The sequence below is a fragment of the Brakhagea baltica genome, from assembly GCF_052161605.1.
GTDB lineage: Bacteria > Planctomycetota > Planctomycetia > Pirellulales > Pirellulaceae > JBKCUI01.
Genome location: NZ_CP197409.1, coordinates 2332151 through 2348339, shown reverse-complemented (window position 1 = coordinate 2348339; position 16189 = coordinate 2332151). Strand labels below are relative to the sequence as shown.

General features: G+C 51.3%; 19 protein-coding genes. 7 read left to right on the top strand and 12 right to left on the bottom strand.

Annotated features, from left to right (window positions below):
* Nucleotides 1–507 precede the first annotated feature (507 nt).
* The 5 genes from SH449x_RS08640 (at nt 508) to SH449x_RS08620 (ending at nt 3240) form a co-directional block, all read left to right on the top strand.
* Nucleotides 508–1164, top strand: coding sequence for a hypothetical protein (locus SH449x_RS08640; RefSeq protein WP_482380935.1), 657 nt, complete (start codon nt 508–510; stop codon nt 1162–1164).
* On the top strand, nt 1148–1378 hold the full coding sequence (locus tag SH449x_RS08635; RefSeq protein WP_482380934.1) for a hypothetical protein: 231 nt from the start codon (nt 1148–1150) through the stop codon (nt 1376–1378). Before SH449x_RS08640 ends, SH449x_RS08635 begins: the two co-directional genes overlap by 17 nt.
* Nucleotides 1379–1474: 96 nt before the next feature.
* The gene (locus SH449x_RS08630) at nt 1475–2074 is read left to right on the top strand and encodes a hypothetical protein (protein WP_482380933.1); all 600 of its coding nucleotides are present in this window, start codon (nt 1475–1477) and stop codon (nt 2072–2074) included.
* Nucleotides 2075–2306: 232 nt separating this feature from the next.
* On the top strand, nt 2307–2594 hold the full coding sequence (locus SH449x_RS08625) for a hypothetical protein (protein WP_482380932.1): 288 nt from the start codon (nt 2307–2309) through the stop codon (nt 2592–2594).
* A 139-nt stretch (nt 2595–2733) separates the two neighbouring features.
* Entirely contained in the window at nt 2734–3240 is a 507-nt protein-coding gene (locus tag SH449x_RS08620; RefSeq protein ID WP_482380931.1) for a hypothetical protein, read from the top strand.
* A 24-nt stretch (nt 3241–3264) separates the two neighbouring features.
* On the opposite strand, the gene SH449x_RS08615 is transcribed toward SH449x_RS08620, so the two are convergent.
* A complete protein-coding gene (locus tag SH449x_RS08615; protein WP_482380930.1) occupies nt 3265–4149 on the bottom strand; it encodes a hypothetical protein in 885 nt (294 codons plus the stop codon).
* 74 nt (nt 4150–4223) lie between these two features.
* On the opposite strand from SH449x_RS08615, the gene SH449x_RS08610 reads away from it, so the two are divergent.
* Both SH449x_RS08610 and SH449x_RS08605 read left to right on the top strand, forming a co-directional pair.
* Nucleotides 4224–7067 carry a hypothetical protein gene (locus tag SH449x_RS08610; protein ID WP_482380929.1) on the top strand — a complete coding sequence of 948 codons (2844 nt, stop codon included), beginning with the start codon at nt 4224–4226 and terminating at the stop codon, nt 7065–7067.
* A 95-nt stretch (nt 7068–7162) separates the two neighbouring features.
* On the top strand, nt 7163–7369 hold the full coding sequence (locus SH449x_RS08605) for a hypothetical protein (protein ID WP_482380928.1): 207 nt from the start codon (nt 7163–7165) through the stop codon (nt 7367–7369).
* Nucleotides 7370–7620: 251 nt separating this feature from the next.
* On the opposite strand, the gene SH449x_RS08600 is transcribed toward SH449x_RS08605, so the two are convergent.
* From SH449x_RS08600 to SH449x_RS08550, 11 genes are all read right to left on the bottom strand, one after another.
* Nucleotides 7621–9180 (bottom strand): tyrosine-type recombinase/integrase, encoded by a 1560-nt coding sequence (locus SH449x_RS08600; RefSeq protein ID WP_482380927.1) that lies wholly within the window; start codon nt 9178–9180, stop codon nt 7621–7623.
* 35 nt (nt 9181–9215) lie between these two features.
* Nucleotides 9216–10160 carry a hypothetical protein gene (locus SH449x_RS08595; RefSeq protein ID WP_482380926.1) on the bottom strand — a complete coding sequence of 315 codons (945 nt, stop codon included), beginning with the start codon at nt 10158–10160 and terminating at the stop codon, nt 9216–9218.
* 187 nt (nt 10161–10347) lie between these two features.
* Entirely contained in the window at nt 10348–10569 is a 222-nt protein-coding gene (locus tag SH449x_RS08590; protein ID WP_482380925.1) for a helix-turn-helix domain-containing protein, read from the bottom strand.
* Between the two features lie 93 nt (nt 10570–10662).
* Nucleotides 10663–11343, bottom strand: a complete 681-nt coding sequence (locus SH449x_RS08585) for a recombinase family protein (protein ID WP_482380924.1) — start codon at nt 11341–11343, stop codon at nt 10663–10665.
* Nucleotides 11344–11482: 139 nt separating this feature from the next.
* Nucleotides 11483–12073, bottom strand: coding sequence for a hypothetical protein (locus SH449x_RS08580; RefSeq protein WP_482380923.1), 591 nt, complete (start codon nt 12071–12073; stop codon nt 11483–11485).
* A 185-nt stretch (nt 12074–12258) separates the two neighbouring features.
* On the bottom strand, nt 12259–13662 hold the full coding sequence (locus SH449x_RS08575; protein WP_482380922.1) for a replicative DNA helicase: 1404 nt from the start codon (nt 13660–13662) through the stop codon (nt 12259–12261).
* Nucleotides 13659–14525, bottom strand: a complete 867-nt coding sequence (locus SH449x_RS08570) for an ATP-binding protein (RefSeq protein ID WP_482380921.1) — start codon at nt 14523–14525, stop codon at nt 13659–13661. Before SH449x_RS08570 ends, SH449x_RS08575 begins: the two co-directional genes overlap by 4 nt.
* Nucleotides 14515–15390, bottom strand: a complete 876-nt coding sequence (locus SH449x_RS08565) for a hypothetical protein (RefSeq protein ID WP_482380920.1) — start codon at nt 15388–15390, stop codon at nt 14515–14517. The genes SH449x_RS08570 and SH449x_RS08565 overlap by 11 nt, the downstream gene beginning before the upstream one ends.
* Nucleotides 15390–15746, bottom strand: a complete 357-nt coding sequence (locus SH449x_RS08560; protein WP_482380919.1) for a hypothetical protein — start codon at nt 15744–15746, stop codon at nt 15390–15392. The genes SH449x_RS08565 and SH449x_RS08560 overlap by 1 nt, the downstream gene beginning before the upstream one ends.
* Nucleotides 15743–15955, bottom strand: a complete 213-nt coding sequence (locus tag SH449x_RS08555; RefSeq protein WP_482380918.1) for a helix-turn-helix domain-containing protein — start codon at nt 15953–15955, stop codon at nt 15743–15745. The genes SH449x_RS08560 and SH449x_RS08555 overlap by 4 nt, the downstream gene beginning before the upstream one ends.
* Entirely contained in the window at nt 15930–16100 is a 171-nt protein-coding gene (locus SH449x_RS08550; RefSeq protein ID WP_482380917.1) for a hypothetical protein, read from the bottom strand. Before SH449x_RS08550 ends, SH449x_RS08555 begins: the two co-directional genes overlap by 26 nt.
* Nucleotides 16101–16189 lie beyond the last annotated feature (89 nt).

Here is a 16189-nt window from a genome sequence, read left to right as displayed (position 1 = left end):
TTCTTACCGATGACCCCTGACATTTTTACTTATGACCCCTGACATTTTTACCTACATATAAAGAGTATTGATAAACAGTATTGAAAAAAAGGATTTAGAAAGAGGAACGCGGTCGCGTTAACGCAATTGGATTCTCTCGAATCTAAGAGAAGAAAAAAACCAAGAAGAAAACCAAATCCAAGAGAAGCAAGAGATCCAAGAGACCCAATGAGAGAAAGCATCAATGGGATGGAGAGAGACACGAGAGCGAGCGGCTTATATGTCGCGCGCGAATACCGGAAACGGAAGCACAAACAAAACGGAGGGACGGATGAAGACAAAACGGACCAGCAAGGGGCCAGACTTGCGCCAAACGGAGTTCAACTGGGAGAGGCCGACATATCGCACTCAGGCGGGAGCGAAGCGGTTAGAGAGCCTATTAGCCATTCCCGGCATTCACAGGGGTTCAGATTCCCGATTTGTTGTCCGTGAGCCCAGCAGAAAAACTACCGGCATGAGGATATCCAAATGAGCACAGCTTTTGTTGAACTAACCCAGGCGGAACGAGACGAGTACAACCGACTAGTCAACTTCGTTCGTGCACGCAGGGAAGCCTTCCGGGAGGTGCTGGAAGCGATCGAAGTAATTCATGCCAAAAAGCTATATCGCGAAGCGTACTCGACGTTTTCAGAGTTCTGCTTGAAAGAGTTGGGCATCGATCGGAACAACCTTGACCGACTTCAGCGGGGCAAGGTTAATATGGACAGGGTCCAGAAGCATGCACCGGAAGTTAAGTCCCGGCTAGCCAGTCTTGCGGCAATCAACGCCCTGGAGAGCATCCCAAACGCCGACATTCGGGACGTCGTTGTTGCTGCCGACACTGGCAGGCCTATGGGACCGACAGCGCGAGATATCAAGAATGCAGCGGTCCGCTTAGCTGTCGATCACAAGCCGGTACTTCGCAATCAATACGACATTCAACCGAGACTGTCCGATTTGCCGCAGGATGACGTTCCAGGATGCGACTCCATCGAAGTGAAGATCATATCCGACGCCAAACGCGCCATTGAGAAATTCTTCAAGCGGATTCCCGGCGTTGAGGAGCAAGCGGCATTTATCTGTAAGTACCACCGCGATCTAGCTTTAGCTGTCCATAGGAGGATGCAGGATGCGCAATCCAACTAAGGTAAGCGACGATACCCCGATCGAGAGCCTAGCGTTGTGGAAGTCGCATTTACACGCTTTGCAGCGAGCGAATGTTAAGACAGCGGGAGACATTCGACGCATTGAGGATGAAAGGGGCTTGCTGTCGATCGACCACGTATCCGTAGGAGCCCGTAGGCGGATCTTGGAATCCATCGGAGACGATGCTGGTATCAGCTTGCTAGATGACCAGTAGTAGCCAAGGTGCAAAATTGCACTTTGATTACATGCCCAGTTCGGGCGCTTTAGCGCCTATTTCAGACGATAGTTTTTTCAAAAAAAGGCAGGGAAAATGAGCAAAAAAACAAACCGGGACGATGTTTTGCGATACCTATGGGGGTGCTTGACGATAGCGGCCAATGACTTCGCAGACGGAATGGACGACTTGGATGAGCAGACGCTAACAGCGTTGATGCCCATATTGGAAAAGATTGCCGACGCGCAACAAGCTGTTGAGCGAACCTACTTTGCCACGGCGGAGAACCCGGATATACAGGGCCGGAAAGTCGCGCCATACATGCCAGTTCCAGATGACCTTGAGGATGAGATTCGAGCATCCTTTGCCGTGTTGCAGTCTTCGACTAATGCTGAGAACGTGTTTGAGCAGCTCGAATCCGAGTTGAAGACTTTCCTTGCGTTGACGCGGCAGCGTAAAACCCTTGGTGTTGGCGTAGCCGGTGTTGCTGCCCGTTTTCGTCAACGAGCCAAGCGTATGCAACAGCTAGCATCAGAGACGATAGGTAAGTCCCAAATCGACTACGTTAGCCAGTCGGTTCTAGACGAACTACGCGATGCAGTTCGCCATGAGTTCGACCAAAAAATGCTTTCCGCAGCGGCAAGACTCCAGGAGCTTCGCGACCTAGTTCGAGCTAGGAAAGCCGAGATCGAATAGGCGCTTCAGCGCCAATACCGGCAGTTCAACAATTCAACTTTTGGGCGCTTTAGCGCCTATTTCCAGGACCAGACAGGACCAAAGATGGCTAGACTAGAGTTAAATTTTCAGGTGTACCGATTGCCCATGCCCGGCAGATCCAGAACTTGCCGATGCGGTCCAAAAGACCAATGAGGAAGCAGACCAGCTTGCAGCCTTATGGCAGTCCTACAAAGAGGCGGAGGAATCCGCTATGGCGATGTTGAGAGGCGATGGCCTAGCCGGTATCAGCTACTCAGTTATGCAGTCAGCGCATGCTAGATCGATCGATACAGCGATTGAGATCATCCGGCGGGAGCATCCGCTCTGCGATGAGGTCAGGCGGCTACTGGACCGACTAGCCACAGCCGAGGAGATGACATACCAGCGGGCAGCCACTATCCGTGTTGAGGTTGTGACCTCGCACAACAGATGCAGTGCGTTCGCCACCAGGATTAAGCAGCATCTATCGCGCAGTTTGTTCGCGACGTTGGACGCGTAGCGAAAAAAAAGGCGGCCAGGGAACGAAAAACCCAGCCGCCCAACTCCCAGCCCCGAGCCGAGGTAGTTTGATTCTGTACAGCCCGTTCGGTAGTGTCAACTTTGGCCGATATTACGGGCGAAAAACGGAGGAAAACGGGATGAGCGATCGAGACAACAAAGGAAAGTTTCTACCAGGCAATCAGGCCAAAAAAGGTAAGGTAAAGAAGTCTTACTCTCAGATCCTGCGCGAGGTACTCGACGAATCGGCAGCGAAAAAGATCTTCAAAAAAGCCGTTGAGGATGCTAAGGCCGGGGATCATCAAGCCAGGACTTGGCTGTTCAGCTTTGTGCTTCCCAAATTGCACTCGGTCGAGCATCGCGAGGTTGTTACACAGCCCGTTTCCCAGGTTAACGGCAGCGACTACGCGAGTCCGGAGTACCGAGCTTTGCTTGATGCTTGCCGGACGGAGGACGAGGTAGAATTCTTCATTCGTATCAGCGACAGGACGCAGAGTTCGGGTAATCCTTTCACCGATTTCCTTGACAGGCCGCTCGACCAAGAAAGCAAGACTTTGTTGGATGCGATGACCCACGAGGAGCGGGACCAGTACGAGAATCTGTTGGATAAGGCGGCAGAGCGTCACAGACGACAGCCCAGTCCGTAAGATGACATTCACGCCGCATTTGGACTAGTCGTCATCGTCGCGCATGGCATCGCGTCTACGTTGAGTCCGTAGAGCGTACATAGCATCCTTGCCACGTTTCGTTTCGACGTGGGCGTAGTACTTCCATAGCTTGCGTCTGACAGCATCGGCGAAGGCCAGAGACTTAGTTTCGAGCCATGCGGCTATGCTCTTGTTGCACGAGTCGATCAGATCTTGGGGCAGGTAATCATCTATTTCCGAGCCTATTTCCGGTTCATCTTCACCAAAAAGGGAGTCGAAGATTGATTCATCCCGCTCGATCGCGTGACTATACTTGCCACCCAGTTCAGGAAATGGTTCATTCGAAACTACCCTACGGACCAATTCGGCAATGTCATCAGAGCAATTCAGCTTGCGCTTCCAATACGAAAATGCCTTTCGTTTCTCCGCATGCTCGCGTTGTTGCCTTTCCACTTCCGGATCAGACCAATCAGCATTGAGGAGATCACTAGGCCGGGGTTGGAGGTATTGCAATGCCCAGATTTTTGAGGCATCTTCACGGGGAATTCCACAGACCGTTTCGGGCAGATCATCGCGATCGAGATTATTCATCTCGCAGCCGATGTAGTCGAATTGATCTTTCCCGTATTGCGATATGAGATCGAGCCGTTCCAGCATTCGGACATACCAATGGTAATCCAGTCCTATAGCGTACTCGGTCCTTTTGAGCGGCAGCTTATGGGCCAGGGCGATTTGTATGGGAGTGTACCCGGCAGCATGTTCCGCCCATATCTTGGTTAGTTCCGTTCGGGATAATTCCCTATCTAAATTCGGATCATAGACAGCCCGTTCCGCAGCGGTAGCCTTGGTTTTCTTGGTCCGTTTTTTCGGTACGCCGATGGTAGATGGATCGTCAAAAAGATCTTGCATTTGTTGCCTTCCTTCATTCTTGGGACATTGTGAGCATCAATGTTCGATTACCAATAGTTACAGGGCAAAAAACAATGTCAGAAGATACCGACGTAATGTTCCGAATCGGGGTAATGGATCACCCGGAATCCAAGTCAGCCTTACAGAGCCTTGCATCCAGCGTAGAAGCGGCACAAGCCAGGATGACAGCGGGCGTTGATTCCATCGGCAGGACAGCCAGCAGGGTCTCGGGCCTAGTCGATTCCCTATCGAGTAACCTGGACCGGCTTAACAGTTCATCAGGTTCGATGCGTTCAGCAGTACCGGACTCCGTACAGCCAATGGGATCCGGAATCCGAGGCGGCGTACCCGATTCCGTGATTGCCCAGGTCGCAGCCTTTGACGCATCGATCAGCAAAGTTCAGGACCGATTGAGCAATCTTGACACGTCAGGTTTGAGCAAGTCGGTTAAAGGTTTCTTCACTGAGATCGAGTCTCTTTCGGCCAATACGGGGCAAGTCATCACCCAACAATGGGAGCAACAGCTTACTGGTATCGTGACTTCGTTCTCCACTTCGATGGAGAAGCTTTCCGAGAGTTCAGCCGCAGCGATGCGGGGGCGTTCATCGGTTCCGGATTCAGTCAGACCGATGGGGGAGGGAGTAGCGAGCGCGGTTCCGGATGCAGTCGTTCAACAGGCACAAGTAGCGGAAGACGCAATCGATTCCGTACAGGCGAAGGTCAACTCCTTCGACACAACAACCCTATCCAAAGGGATGCAACACGTATTCAGCCAGCTAGAGGTAGATTCGGAATCCACGGTCGATGAGATTGTCGAGCAGTTAAACAAGTCAGTTTCGGAGCTTGCGACCAGCGCAGCGGCACAGGCCACAGTTTTGAAAGAGGCATACGCCGGTTCAATGGTAGCCCATTCCGAAGCCTACGCAGCTATGGCGAAAGACCTTGATGGCTATATCGCCAAAAACGGTTCCACTATGGATCAAATCGCAGCCAATCTCAGGATCGGGGAAGGGCATCTCCAGCGATACCGCGATGCGGCGGATAAGGCGACAGCCGACGCCGGTAAGAAGTTCGTTGAAGCGGGGCTAAACGCGGCGCAGGTCGCAAAGGGACTCGCTACCATCGGCCTAGTGTCGGAAGAAAATGCCGAAAAGATGCTTCGTTCCCTTGTCGTGATACAAGGGACGTTCGATGTAGTTAAGGGCGGGATTAAGGCATATACCGATCTAAGCGACGGACTCAAGAAGGCCAGGGAAGCCCAACAGCTTTTATCCCGAGCCCAGACGACGCAAGCAGCGTTGGAGACAGCGCAGTTGGCCAGACTCAAGGCTTATCATGCCAGCTTAGTTCAAGAGGCAGCGGCAGCCAACACAGCAGCGGCGGCCAATGGTCGGTTGGCAGCATCTCGAGTTGCAGCCGGAGCCGCAGCCGGGGCCAGTGCAGCCGGTGGAGCCGGATCTATGCTTGGTAACCTTGCCGGCATGACCGGACTTCGTGGTATCGCTTCGATGGCAGGTAGGGTTACTCCACTTGCAGTTGCGGCAGCGGCAGGTACAGCCGTCTATCAACATCAAACTGGTACGGCGACCACTTCCGACAGTTCGATGCAAGCAATGACGATGCGGTTGGGTGCATACCTAGCAAGGTTGACGGGCCAATTCGAACGGTTGGATTCCCCGATGAGTCGATTCGCTCGCGGTCTTTCCGATGTGAATGACCGAGTGTTTTCCATGATTCCGGGCGGTGACGTTCTACGCGCAGCCGTTCCACCGTTACACTTGATGGGAGACATTGCGGGGCTTGCAGCTTCGCAAGCGGGAGTGGACCGAGGCCAGTTATCACTTGATAGAAACCGGATCAACAACGAAGCAGACCGGGCCACAGCGAGAGCAGAAGCGGAAACGCAGCGGCAGTTAGCCCGGATGCGTTACGCGGATTCATCCGATTCGATTCGGCGGCAGTCGGCATTGACCACCGAGCGGTTCAGCTTCCAAGATGGGGCCGGAGATCGCGATTTCGAGCGCGAAGCCTTACGAGATCGGATGCGACTTCGTACCGAGACGGATGAGGGCATCTTGGGATCGGCGATGCTAGGTCAGCTATCGGCCAGTTCGATGAGGATGAGATCCAGACCAAATGAAAACCAAGAAATGTTGGGAGGCGAAGCGGCAACCTATTCCTTGGCTGTTCAAGAGTATAGCAAGGCCAAGCAGGAGTTAGACAGGGCGTTATCGTTCGCCGGAACGTCAGAAGAAGACCTAGCAGCGGCAATGAAAGAGGCTCAACACTACCAGAATGAGGTTGTCCGAAGTCTCGAGAAGCAAGCCCAGTTAGCCAGGGCTTATGGTACAGACCGGCTTGCAATCGAACGGGAGATCCAATCAACCATTATGGCCGGCATTGACCAGCAAGGCGCAAAACTAGATGCTCTTGAGGGTCGGCGTAAATCGGCAATGCGTTCCTTCGTCGATATGGACGCAATCGAACGGGACATGGCGACTCGAGCGTTAGGTAAAGCCCAAGCAGGTGGCGGGGCTTCATTGTCCAAGATGGAGCGTGACCTACTCAGCCGCGTTGGAACCGATGAGACTTCGCGATTTGTCGATGAGTCAGTTGCATCGGATGCCAAGCGGTTAGGGTTCGATACCACTTTCGGCAGTTCAATGGACATGACCAGAAAGCAGCTTGAGTCTACGAGACAACAGTTGGAAGCTCAGCTTCAAGCGTCGTTCGATGTTTCCATGAAAGTGGAAGCCGATACTGACAGAGTTGTGGATGCGATCCTACCGGAAGTGGAACGGGCAATCACCGAAATGTCAGAATCCGTGGAGCGTAAACTCCGAATTGAACTCCAAGACGTGAAGATGGAGATCAGTACCCAGCGAAGCAAGGATTGGGCAGCGGCTAAGCGTGGTTGATTTGAGGATGCGCATTTATGCCAATCCAGCCCATAGTTGAGGCTTGCTAACCTATTCCTACCCTTGGTGTTTTATTCCGAGGGTAGGAGGTGGCAATGCACAACGGGCGAATGGGGCGTAAGGTCAGTCAGCAGACCATCGAGAGAGCCCAGCAGCTATTTAAAAAAGGACTCACGCCGGTTATCGTAGCCAAACGTCTTGGTATTTCCGAGTCGATGGCGCGGAACATTCAGCGAGAGATGCCTAAACCGGAGGTTACGGAGTCCACTGGTTGGAGTCAGTTACCCGAGTCGGGCGAATAGAGGATGTACCAATTGATACACCCTCACAGCAGCCGGATTGACCGAGCCCGAATCAGCAGAGTAGATTACTCGCAGTGCCGGCGCGGCGGCCTAGTAACCGTGACATGCGTTTAGATCGGTACCACGACGCATTAGCCCCCGGCAGTAGTTGGGGGTTTTTTTATGCCCGCGCAGTGGCTTCGTTACTGTGACCCGTTGAGTCTTCCGGTAGTGTCAGTAGGGCCGATTCAGAGCTTTGACGGGATACCCGTTTAGCAGGCAAAAAAAGTATCCGGGAAAGTTCCCAGATAATCGGGAACAAAACGGGAAAAAGCTTGAAACCCTTGGGAAAACGTGTATAAACGTGAGACCGGGAAAACCGGGTCGAAAAGTGGTTTTGACCTGGAAAAACACTGGAAAAAGCTTGATTCAAGGTCCGTTTTTCTAATCCGTAGGTCGAAGGTTCGAGCCCTTCTGGCCCTGCTGATGGTTTCTTCAATGTTTTCCTTGGTTTCCCCAGTGATTTCCTTGGCAAAACGCTCTTCGTTGGTAACGCTAACCACCGCTTCGTTCTCGCACTGAGTCGCACGAACGGGCACTAAATCGCGTGCCAACTGTGCCAATATGGTGCCAGTGGGTTCGGTCCCGGTAGCCTGCAATGGCTCCCTAAACCGATGCCGGATCATGGCGACTGCCTGAGCCTCCTGACCGGGGAATAGGTGCCCGTAGGTATCCATGGTAAGTGTGATGACAGAATGCCTCATTACGCTCTGTACGGTCTTGGGATCGGCCCCAGCCTCAATGAGCCAAGTTGCTGTCGTGTGCCTCAGAGAATGGAAATCTACCACCTGCTCGAGGCTGTTCCGGACCTGGAGGAAATCGCTGGCTTCTGCTTCGATCCGCTGCTGAGGATCTGTGAAGGTGGAAAGCCAGTTCGCCCGGGCTCCCTGAATGTCTTTTCGGAGCATGTCGGCCAAGTCGAACTTGCTTGGCATAGGGAACACCACCGCACCAGCAAGTTTTTTTGCCGTCAGGTTCACAAGTTCAGATGCCAACTCGGGTTGGATGTATTGCCGGGCAATCTTTTGGTTTTTCGTATTCTTCGCCTTCACGAGAATGGATGGTTGCTTTCCAGATAGATTTAAACTGGCTCTCAGGACTGAACGGAGCTCGTTTGCCCGAAGTCCGGTTTGGACTGCTGTCGCGTACAACAGGGCACGCTCTCGCCCAGTCATGCCGTAACTTGTCGGCGATGATCGAACGTAGTCATCTAACAAAATCCATTCATCGTGGCTAAGAGCGCGTCGGACAAGGACTTTATCGACTGAGGATTTTGGCTTCTCAACGGAAACCAACGGATCGGTAGGAAGACGCATGGACTTCACAAGCCACTTGCTGAATGCTTTAATTGCCTGCAAGTTCGATTCAATCGTCCTTTTGGATCGTCCCGCATTGCCAAGATTTTCTATGAAATCGTGAACAACGGACTCGTTGAATTCGCCAAGTGACTGGATGCCCGACGATGCTACCAATCGATCTAAAATGTTACGTGACGATTCAACGTGCTTTACTGTGATACTTTTAGCCCGCATCGACTTTTCGTATTCGTCAATGTGGCTATCAATTTTCGAAGCAAGCGACTCCTGGACTGCCTCCGCTTTCGTATCGATGATCGAATGCTTACGAAGTGCCGCATCGGTCTTATGCTTTGCGGCGATGGCTTCAGCAGCTCGCTTGTCTGTGGTTCCAGTGCTCTTGAATCGCCTACATCCACTTTCGTCGTGGTAGTTGAAGTAGTAACACTTGCTACCCTTCTTTTTGTAAACCTTCATTCGACAATCTTTCTGGTGATCGGGTGCAGGGTGGACTAATCAAGTATCTTGACATTCTTAAGCTCAAAAAGATGGCCGTAACCCGTATATGAACCAGGGTCCCAAGCACGTTCAAACGCTCTAACGTTTACGATAAAAAGCCTCGTTGCATTAGCAGGATTTTTCTGGGGGCCAACATCTTTGAAATCGAACAAAATCGAGATCGTCGCGTCTAAGACGAGGGAATCGAGATACTTGATTCTCTCTCCTTGGGCTGCATCAACGACAACCTTCAACCGATGTTCAACAAGAATTGATTTCTCCCTCAAACTTTCCTTTTCCTTCGGAGTTAGTGACAGTAGGATCAAGCCATTCCTGAACAATTCTTTGTCTTGAACGACACAATCCATTCGAATCTTCTGCGCGTCAAATTGCTCGCAGATTTCAAAAAGTCTCCTTTTCTGTCTTTCAATTGCTTGATTCTTGTCCAAGGTGGTTGTCTGTTCGTTGATCTCTTTAATGCCTGATGAAAGGGCTTTTGCAATCGAGCCGTAAACGTTCTCGAATGCGTACTGCAACGGCTCTTTCTTTTCCTTCTCTGGTTCAGCTTCGGGACTAGGAGGATCAGCGTTTCTTGACTGAAGCTCTTTAAGCAAAATGTTTAGTTCCTCGATTCTCGACTCAAGATTCAATATCTGATCGCTTTGTTGCTGAATCTGCGCTTGCGACTGTTCAAGCAATCTTGATTGGGCTTCTAATCGCTCAACTGCCGCTGCAAGCTCGGATTGCACCTCAGGCAACTGTTCGGCATTCGTCATAGCTTGATTCACATCCGCTTGGGCTAGCTTAGATGCAAGCGATAAGCGAAGGCCCTCAAACCAATCTGGATAAATCACCGATGTTAGAGCGACACCGGCAAGAGACAAGAAAAGAACTATAACCGATGAGGCAATAGCGAGTGGGATAATTGAACTACGGTTCGATTTCGTATCTTTCGGCATGATTTAGATCCTTTTAAAGGGTTGTTAGGCTTCCTTGCTTCCATGAAAGGCCTCGCGCACGCTCCCGAACGCATGGCCGGTAAGTTAAAGTTCGATGCTCCTACTCGACCGATTATCTGCAATCATGCAGAGTGTTAGTGCTACGGCTACAGGGGGGCTTCATTATCACTGGGGGCCATTGCCAAAACTATTCTTCAACCCGCTCTACAAGTTCCAATCCAAGGCACTTACAAAGCTTGTCTGCTGTCTCGAGCGATATCGTACGCTCTTCGTTTACGAATCTGGTTATCGACGGAACGGATACGCCAGAATCCTTTGCGATTCGATAAAGCGTAAGCTCACTCGCGTTGATCGCATTCCGAATCGTGTCCGCAAGTGTTTCGTCGATCTTCTTTTGCGATTTCTTCACTCAGATACTCCTTCAATGTTTGCTTGCCAGGAACGGGCGGTTGTTGGTTCATTTCACGAAGACGCTCTAGTAACTCCTCCGTACTAAGATCCTCTAGGCCACTCTCTCGAGGATGCTCTGCACGCTCGTGTGATTCCACTTCGTATTGCCTTTCTTTGTTGGGCGGCCTTGATTCTGTAACTCCGCAGCGATCGCTCGCAGTGATAGCCCACGAGCTCGCAATTCCTTGATGATCCAGATGGTGTTTTGCTCCAACTCGTTGGGAAGCAAGGTCACGCCGTCTGAATCGAGATCATAACCAAATGGTACGGTGCCAACTCGTTCACCCAGGGATTTCTTGTGCCCGAGGGCCATTCTAGTTCGCTCTGCAATCTGATCTCGCTCGAACTCTGCCATCACTGCCAGTAATCGAAAGATCATCTTTCCCGACGCTGACGAGGTGTCGAGTTTCTCGCAAAGAGAAATTAAATCTCCCCCGGCTTTATCAAGCTGCTCGCCGATCGCGATTGTATCCTTGGTCGATCGTGCCAAACGGCTAAGACTGTAAACCACCAATGCTGCGCCCGTTTTGCATGCGGCTTGCAACGCTGATTGTAATCCCGGTCGGTTATCCGCCCTGCCACCGGAGAGGCCAGCATCGACGAATATTTCTGTGAGGTTGTAATCGTTCAGTAGGCACCAAGCCTTGATCTTGGCTTCTTGTGCGTCGAGCGAAACGCCTTCCGATACTTGATCATCGGTGCTAACTCGAATGTAGGCTAATGCAGATTTCATATTGGCTCCTGTTTTACTAATTACCTATTGGTAACCAACTGTACACTTTAGTTACCCGCTGACAATGCCGGCCATGACAAAAAAGATTCTTTTCCCTTGAATTGTTTGTCGGTAACTGCTCGGTTACGTACAAGCATCCCTAGTCCTTTCGCTTCTGCACGATGTTTCTGAATTGCTCGAACTCAAGCATTGCTTGGGCTTCCTCGCGATTACGGACAATGACTTCCACCGCATCGATCACAACATCATCAGGCGATCCGCCATCCGACTTTTTAACAAGGTCCATCAACCGAATCCGTTGGTTGACGCATCCCAATGCAATTTGGAGGAACGCGGGATCTCCAGTTCCCTGCTTGCTGCGCTTGAGATTTTTCGTCGTATGGCCGCTCTCGCTTTTAGTGACTTCTCGTGCTCGTTCTACGATCTTTGCTTGCGATCGCTCCCAGCCTCGCCAAGCTTCAGCTTCGATCCGATCTAGGCGAGCAAACTCTTTCGATGCTAAGTTCTGAATCCCAGTTGCCGTTGATCTCGCCCATTCGATTTTGCAAAGAGCTAAGTCACGCTGAACCTGAGCTAACGAAACTCCGACAAGCTCGCCAATCGTTCGAAATGATTTTCCTCGCAAATACAAGTCGGCAACCTTTTCGAGTCGCTCCTGCCTTGCCCTTGTGAGTCGGCACAACTTTTCTCTGTGTCGGCTGTCTCGCCTTGTTTTTTGCTGATCGCTCATTCTCGAGATTCCTTTTCGTGTATCGGGCTATCTGTATCTGGTAGAGGTTCGATTGATTCCGCCCTCAAGCCATAACCCCGAATCAGGATTTTTAGTAGCTTTCTTAGCCTTCGAATCCCATCCGCTGCTTGTGGCTCGAACTCGGGAACGTGGATGATGATCGCGACTCGCTTGGGGGCATTTTCTCATGAGAAATCTCCAGTGAAGTTTGCGTAGGCGGGTGCCGGATCGTAAAACGTCGCCCTGTCACCGTTGAACATTAATTCTGCTCGCCCAACCTCGCCGTTACGACATTTAGCGACAATGAAAGACGTTTCGGCCTTGCCTCTCTCGCGATGGAGGAACCAACAGTTATCTGAGTCCTGCTCGATGGCTCCTGAATCTCTCAGGTTCTGCAATCCGGGTTCCGTCCCTTCGCCCGCTCGGTTCAGTTGGCAAAGGGTGAGCACTGGTTTTCCTATTCGCTTAGTCATGGTCGCTAAGTCCCCAACGACTTCGCTAATTTGATCGTTGGTCGTTTGGTGCCGTCGAACGGGTCGGATCTTTCCCGAGCCCATGTAATCGATGATGATGCAATCCAAGCCTATCTTGGTCGCGTGAAGTCGAGCCCTGCTTTCAATCTCGGAAACGGTCACTCCACTTGAGCACCAAACCCTTAGTGGCCATGTTCGCACTTGATTTCGAGCGATTTCCAATTGGTTTCTCTCTGCGACGGAGATGACCGAGCCCATTCGCTGGCGATCGCAAGAAATACCCGTCTGTCTCGAAAGGATTCTGTAACCGATTTGCTCACGCGTCATTTCCAGGCTGGCAAAGAAAACGGATTTGCCCTGTTCGGCTAGGTTCAATGCGATACTAAGCCCCAGTGCACTTTTTCCAATGCTGGGCCGAGCTGCTAAGATCGTTAGTTCGCCGTCGTAAAGCCCACCCCACCGTGAATCGATTTCAATCAGTCCTGTTGGCAGTCCTGAACTTGTCTGACTCTCCATCGCTTGGTCGATTCGTTCTAGCGCAGCAGATACGACCTCCCCAAGATCCAAAGCTTCCGAGGCATTCACCACCGATGCGGCCTGAATTGTTTTGGCAGCCTCCGCTAGCAAGTCTTTGGGGTTTGTTGCTTCTGTGCAATCGGCGGTCTGAGATAGCAACCGAAACCCTGTCGATCGGATCGCTCGGAATGCCGACCAGCTCGCGACCTCCTCAGCATAGTATCTCACGTGGGCAGGGCTTTGGTTGTCATGTTTTATACCCGCTATGATCGCGGTGATTTGCTCCAGGCTGGCTCGAGTGTGCTCCGCGAACACGAGCCTCGCGATGGTCCACGGATCGCACTGAATGCCACGCCTTACGGTCTCTTCGAGTGCTCGGAACAAAACGCCATAACTTTGATCGAAAAACGAATCGCCGGAGACAAGTCCTGAAACTTCGTGCATGAAGTCCGGCCGATGGAGCAAGCAACCAATTAGCTGCCTCTCCGCACTTTGGCAAAGAGCGAGAGTTCCGCCGGGAAGAATGTCCGCGTTGACATCGGCTGGGATGCTCATGCTGTTTCCCTCGCCCGGTAAAATTTCCAAACTGAAGCCGCTCATTTTGGAACCTCCGTCAGTTCTGACACTGCGTGTGACTCTGGGATGATTCGGCGACCGTAAAGATGGTCAAAGTCGCGATAAAACTGATAGATCCTCGTGTCAGGAGGATTCTTGTGCTTCTTGGATAACTCATCAAACTCTTTACGCTTCTCGATCGAAACTTCAATACTTCGACCTGACGAACGATAGGTTTCCCAGTTTGTATTCAACGTCAGGGCACCATCTCTCAATCGATCTAGGATTTGTGCTCCTAGTCTCGATTCTGCGTCCTTTGCGTCAGCCACATTTAATGTCACAATAGTTGGCAACATGCACGAATATCGATGATCAAGCATCCGAAAAACATTGCATTGCTGTCTTTCGGAAAGGGTTCCGCTCGGTGGCAGAAGATCGGAGATATACAACAGAGGAATCTCTTTCTCGTGCGGCCTCGATTCAGATCGCCCTCGGTCTCGCAAATCAAATTCTCGTAGCAAATCAACGCCTTGATACCAAAGCACCCTAACGCCAGTGATGGCGAAAAGCTCTCTGACCAAGCCAACCGCAAGATGATCTTTTCCAGATCCACGCGGACCAAACAACACAACATTCTTACCCTTTTGAAAGTTGTCGTCGGCTTCGTCTGCATATTGTCTCAACTTGTCCAAGACTCCTTTTTGTTCAGCAGTGTTGCAACTGTAATTGTCAAGAGTCGAGTCATAGTACCTAATGCCTCGCTTAGCGAGAAAATGACGATAGTATCGCAAAGCATCGTCACTTCGCCCAATCCAGTAATTTCTAAACTCTCGGGTTCCAAGGTCTTTGTCTTCTCTCAATGCTTGAAGCAGATCCCTGAATTTCAACTCGACATGCTTACAAGACATGGTTCACCTCTGTTCCTGAATACTTAACGCCCGAACTTAAATTAACCTGCGAGCCGAATTGTTCCGCGTACGCCCCGTTTAGGAGACACTCCAGAATGAGATCTCCAGACTTGTTTTTCGAACCTAGAAGTTTGGCAAGCGTGAACCACGATTTGCGCACAAACTCCGATTGCCGAATCTGCTTTTCGATTTCCTCCCTGTTGAGCAAATCCCGCAGCTCATCGTTCTTCATCGCCGCTTTGAATTTCTTCTCCAAGGTCGATGTCTTTTTAACGCCAGCATGCACCATCCCCTTCTTGGCTAGTCCATTCCACCAATCAACCCAAATCGATAAGTCGGACGCATCATCATCTATAGGATTAGGATTAGGATTAGGGACAGGGTTAGGAGGTGGGTCGTTTCCCGTAACTTTCCTGTTCCGCAATGCGTAACTTTCCTGTTCCGCTTCCTGTTCCGTACTTGGAACAGATAACGGAATGCTTTCCGTACTTGGAGCAGAAACGGGAACAGGTTCTATTGGCTCATCATCAAATGCCAGAACGTGTTTTGGGATGGTCGTAAAGTACAATCCATCGGACCTGTCGTTCTTTCGCGAGTAAACAAGCCAACCTGCCTGAACTGCTTTCGATCGGGCATTATTCAGACTTTTTGGCGAGCGGAACCCTAGCACCTCGTTTAGCTGACTGTTCCAGAATCGAACTGGCCCTTGATATCTCGCCGCATCCTCTGTGTGAGCGATATGGATTACCAGCAGAACAGCATCTTGGCCGATTGCCTGGGCTGCGCAACTCTTGAAAAGCAGGCGAGTAAACCTATGAGCGTAAAAGGCTTCGCGCGGTGGATATGGCAATGACTGTGAGTGCATCACATCACCTCCCCGCAGGCTTCGCGTAGTTCACGTAGTACCTCGAGCCGACGTCGCTCGGTGTCGTCGAGCAGTGCCGCCGCTATCTCCCCTCGACGTTGATCGGCGAGAAATGTCAGGTGCATGCACGTGTAACAATCGCACTGGGGATCGGCTGGCCGATGATCGTTATGATCTGATGCCCATAGTTTCACGCCGCACGTTAGATGCAATGGTAGCTGCGCCATGATCCGCAAACGCCCCTCCGAAATAGGTGGACTAGACGGCGTTAGGCGGATAGGATGAGATGATCCTATGTCAGGGTCTTTGCATGGGGGGCGTCGGCTGGCACCGACGCTCTCTGTTTTCACGCTCACTTGGTTCCTCCTTGTTGGGCGAATTCTTCGATTGCTTCGTATAAGACTCGAATCGAGCGACCAACGCGGAACGACCGCACCTGTCCCGTGTTTATAAGCGTCCAAGCTGATCGATCAGAAATGCCCAGGATCTTTGCCATGTCGCTGGTCGTGCAGGCGATTGGCTTTGGCTCTTGCTTGGGCCTAGGTGGTCTTGGGCTCGCTGTCATCGCAATCCTCCCTCGTGGATATCCCCTGACTTCTCGCTTTAGCGAGCGCCTTTTCGATAGATTTGAGCAGGGCTAATTCTCTGGCGCATTCGATGATCCTTTCTCGCAGCTTCGAAGGATCTGGCAAATTTATAGTTGTAGACATAGATACCTCCCGTGGAAAAACGAAAGGTTAACAACTCAGTGCCTGGGAATCGGTTGGTTAAAACCAACATACCCAACATCTCATCTTTT

What these genes read in the sequence shown, in the direction of transcription:
- SH449x_RS08640 (WP_482380935.1), top strand. Translation starts at nt 508, where the DNA reads ATGAGCACAGCTTTTGTTGAACTAACCCAGGCGGAACGAGACGAGTAC.
- SH449x_RS08635 (WP_482380934.1), top strand. Translation starts at nt 1,148, where the DNA reads ATGCGCAATCCAACTAAGGTAAGCGACGATACCCCGATCGAGAGCCTA.
- SH449x_RS08630 (WP_482380933.1), top strand. Translation starts at nt 1,475, where the DNA reads ATGAGCAAAAAAACAAACCGGGACGATGTTTTGCGATACCTATGGGGG.
- SH449x_RS08625 (WP_482380932.1), top strand. Translation starts at nt 2,307, where the DNA reads ATGGCGATGTTGAGAGGCGATGGCCTAGCCGGTATCAGCTACTCAGTT.
- SH449x_RS08620 (WP_482380931.1), top strand. Translation starts at nt 2,734, where the DNA reads ATGAGCGATCGAGACAACAAAGGAAAGTTTCTACCAGGCAATCAGGCC.
- SH449x_RS08615 (WP_482380930.1), bottom strand. Translation starts at nt 4,149, where the DNA reads ATGCAAGATCTTTTTGACGATCCATCTACCATCGGCGTACCGAAAAAA.
- SH449x_RS08610 (WP_482380929.1), top strand. Translation starts at nt 4,224, where the DNA reads ATGTCAGAAGATACCGACGTAATGTTCCGAATCGGGGTAATGGATCAC.
- SH449x_RS08605 (WP_482380928.1), top strand. Translation starts at nt 7,163, where the DNA reads ATGCACAACGGGCGAATGGGGCGTAAGGTCAGTCAGCAGACCATCGAG.
- SH449x_RS08600 (WP_482380927.1), bottom strand. Translation starts at nt 9,180, where the DNA reads ATGAAGGTTTACAAAAAGAAGGGTAGCAAGTGTTACTACTTCAACTAC.
- SH449x_RS08595 (WP_482380926.1), bottom strand. Translation starts at nt 10,160, where the DNA reads ATGCCGAAAGATACGAAATCGAACCGTAGTTCAATTATCCCACTCGCT.
- SH449x_RS08585 (WP_482380924.1), bottom strand. Translation starts at nt 11,343, where the DNA reads ATGAAATCTGCATTAGCCTACATTCGAGTTAGCACCGATGATCAAGTA.
- SH449x_RS08580 (WP_482380923.1), bottom strand. Translation starts at nt 12,073, where the DNA reads ATGAGCGATCAGCAAAAAACAAGGCGAGACAGCCGACACAGAGAAAAG.
- SH449x_RS08575 (WP_482380922.1), bottom strand. Translation starts at nt 13,662, where the DNA reads ATGAGCGGCTTCAGTTTGGAAATTTTACCGGGCGAGGGAAACAGCATG.
- SH449x_RS08570 (WP_482380921.1), bottom strand. Translation starts at nt 14,525, where the DNA reads ATGTCTTGTAAGCATGTCGAGTTGAAATTCAGGGATCTGCTTCAAGCA.
- SH449x_RS08565 (WP_482380920.1), bottom strand. Translation starts at nt 15,390, where the DNA reads ATGCACTCACAGTCATTGCCATATCCACCGCGCGAAGCCTTTTACGCT.
- SH449x_RS08555 (WP_482380918.1), bottom strand. Translation starts at nt 15,955, where the DNA reads ATGACAGCGAGCCCAAGACCACCTAGGCCCAAGCAAGAGCCAAAGCCA.
- SH449x_RS08550 (WP_482380917.1), bottom strand. Translation starts at nt 16,100, where the DNA reads ATGTCTACAACTATAAATTTGCCAGATCCTTCGAAGCTGCGAGAAAGG.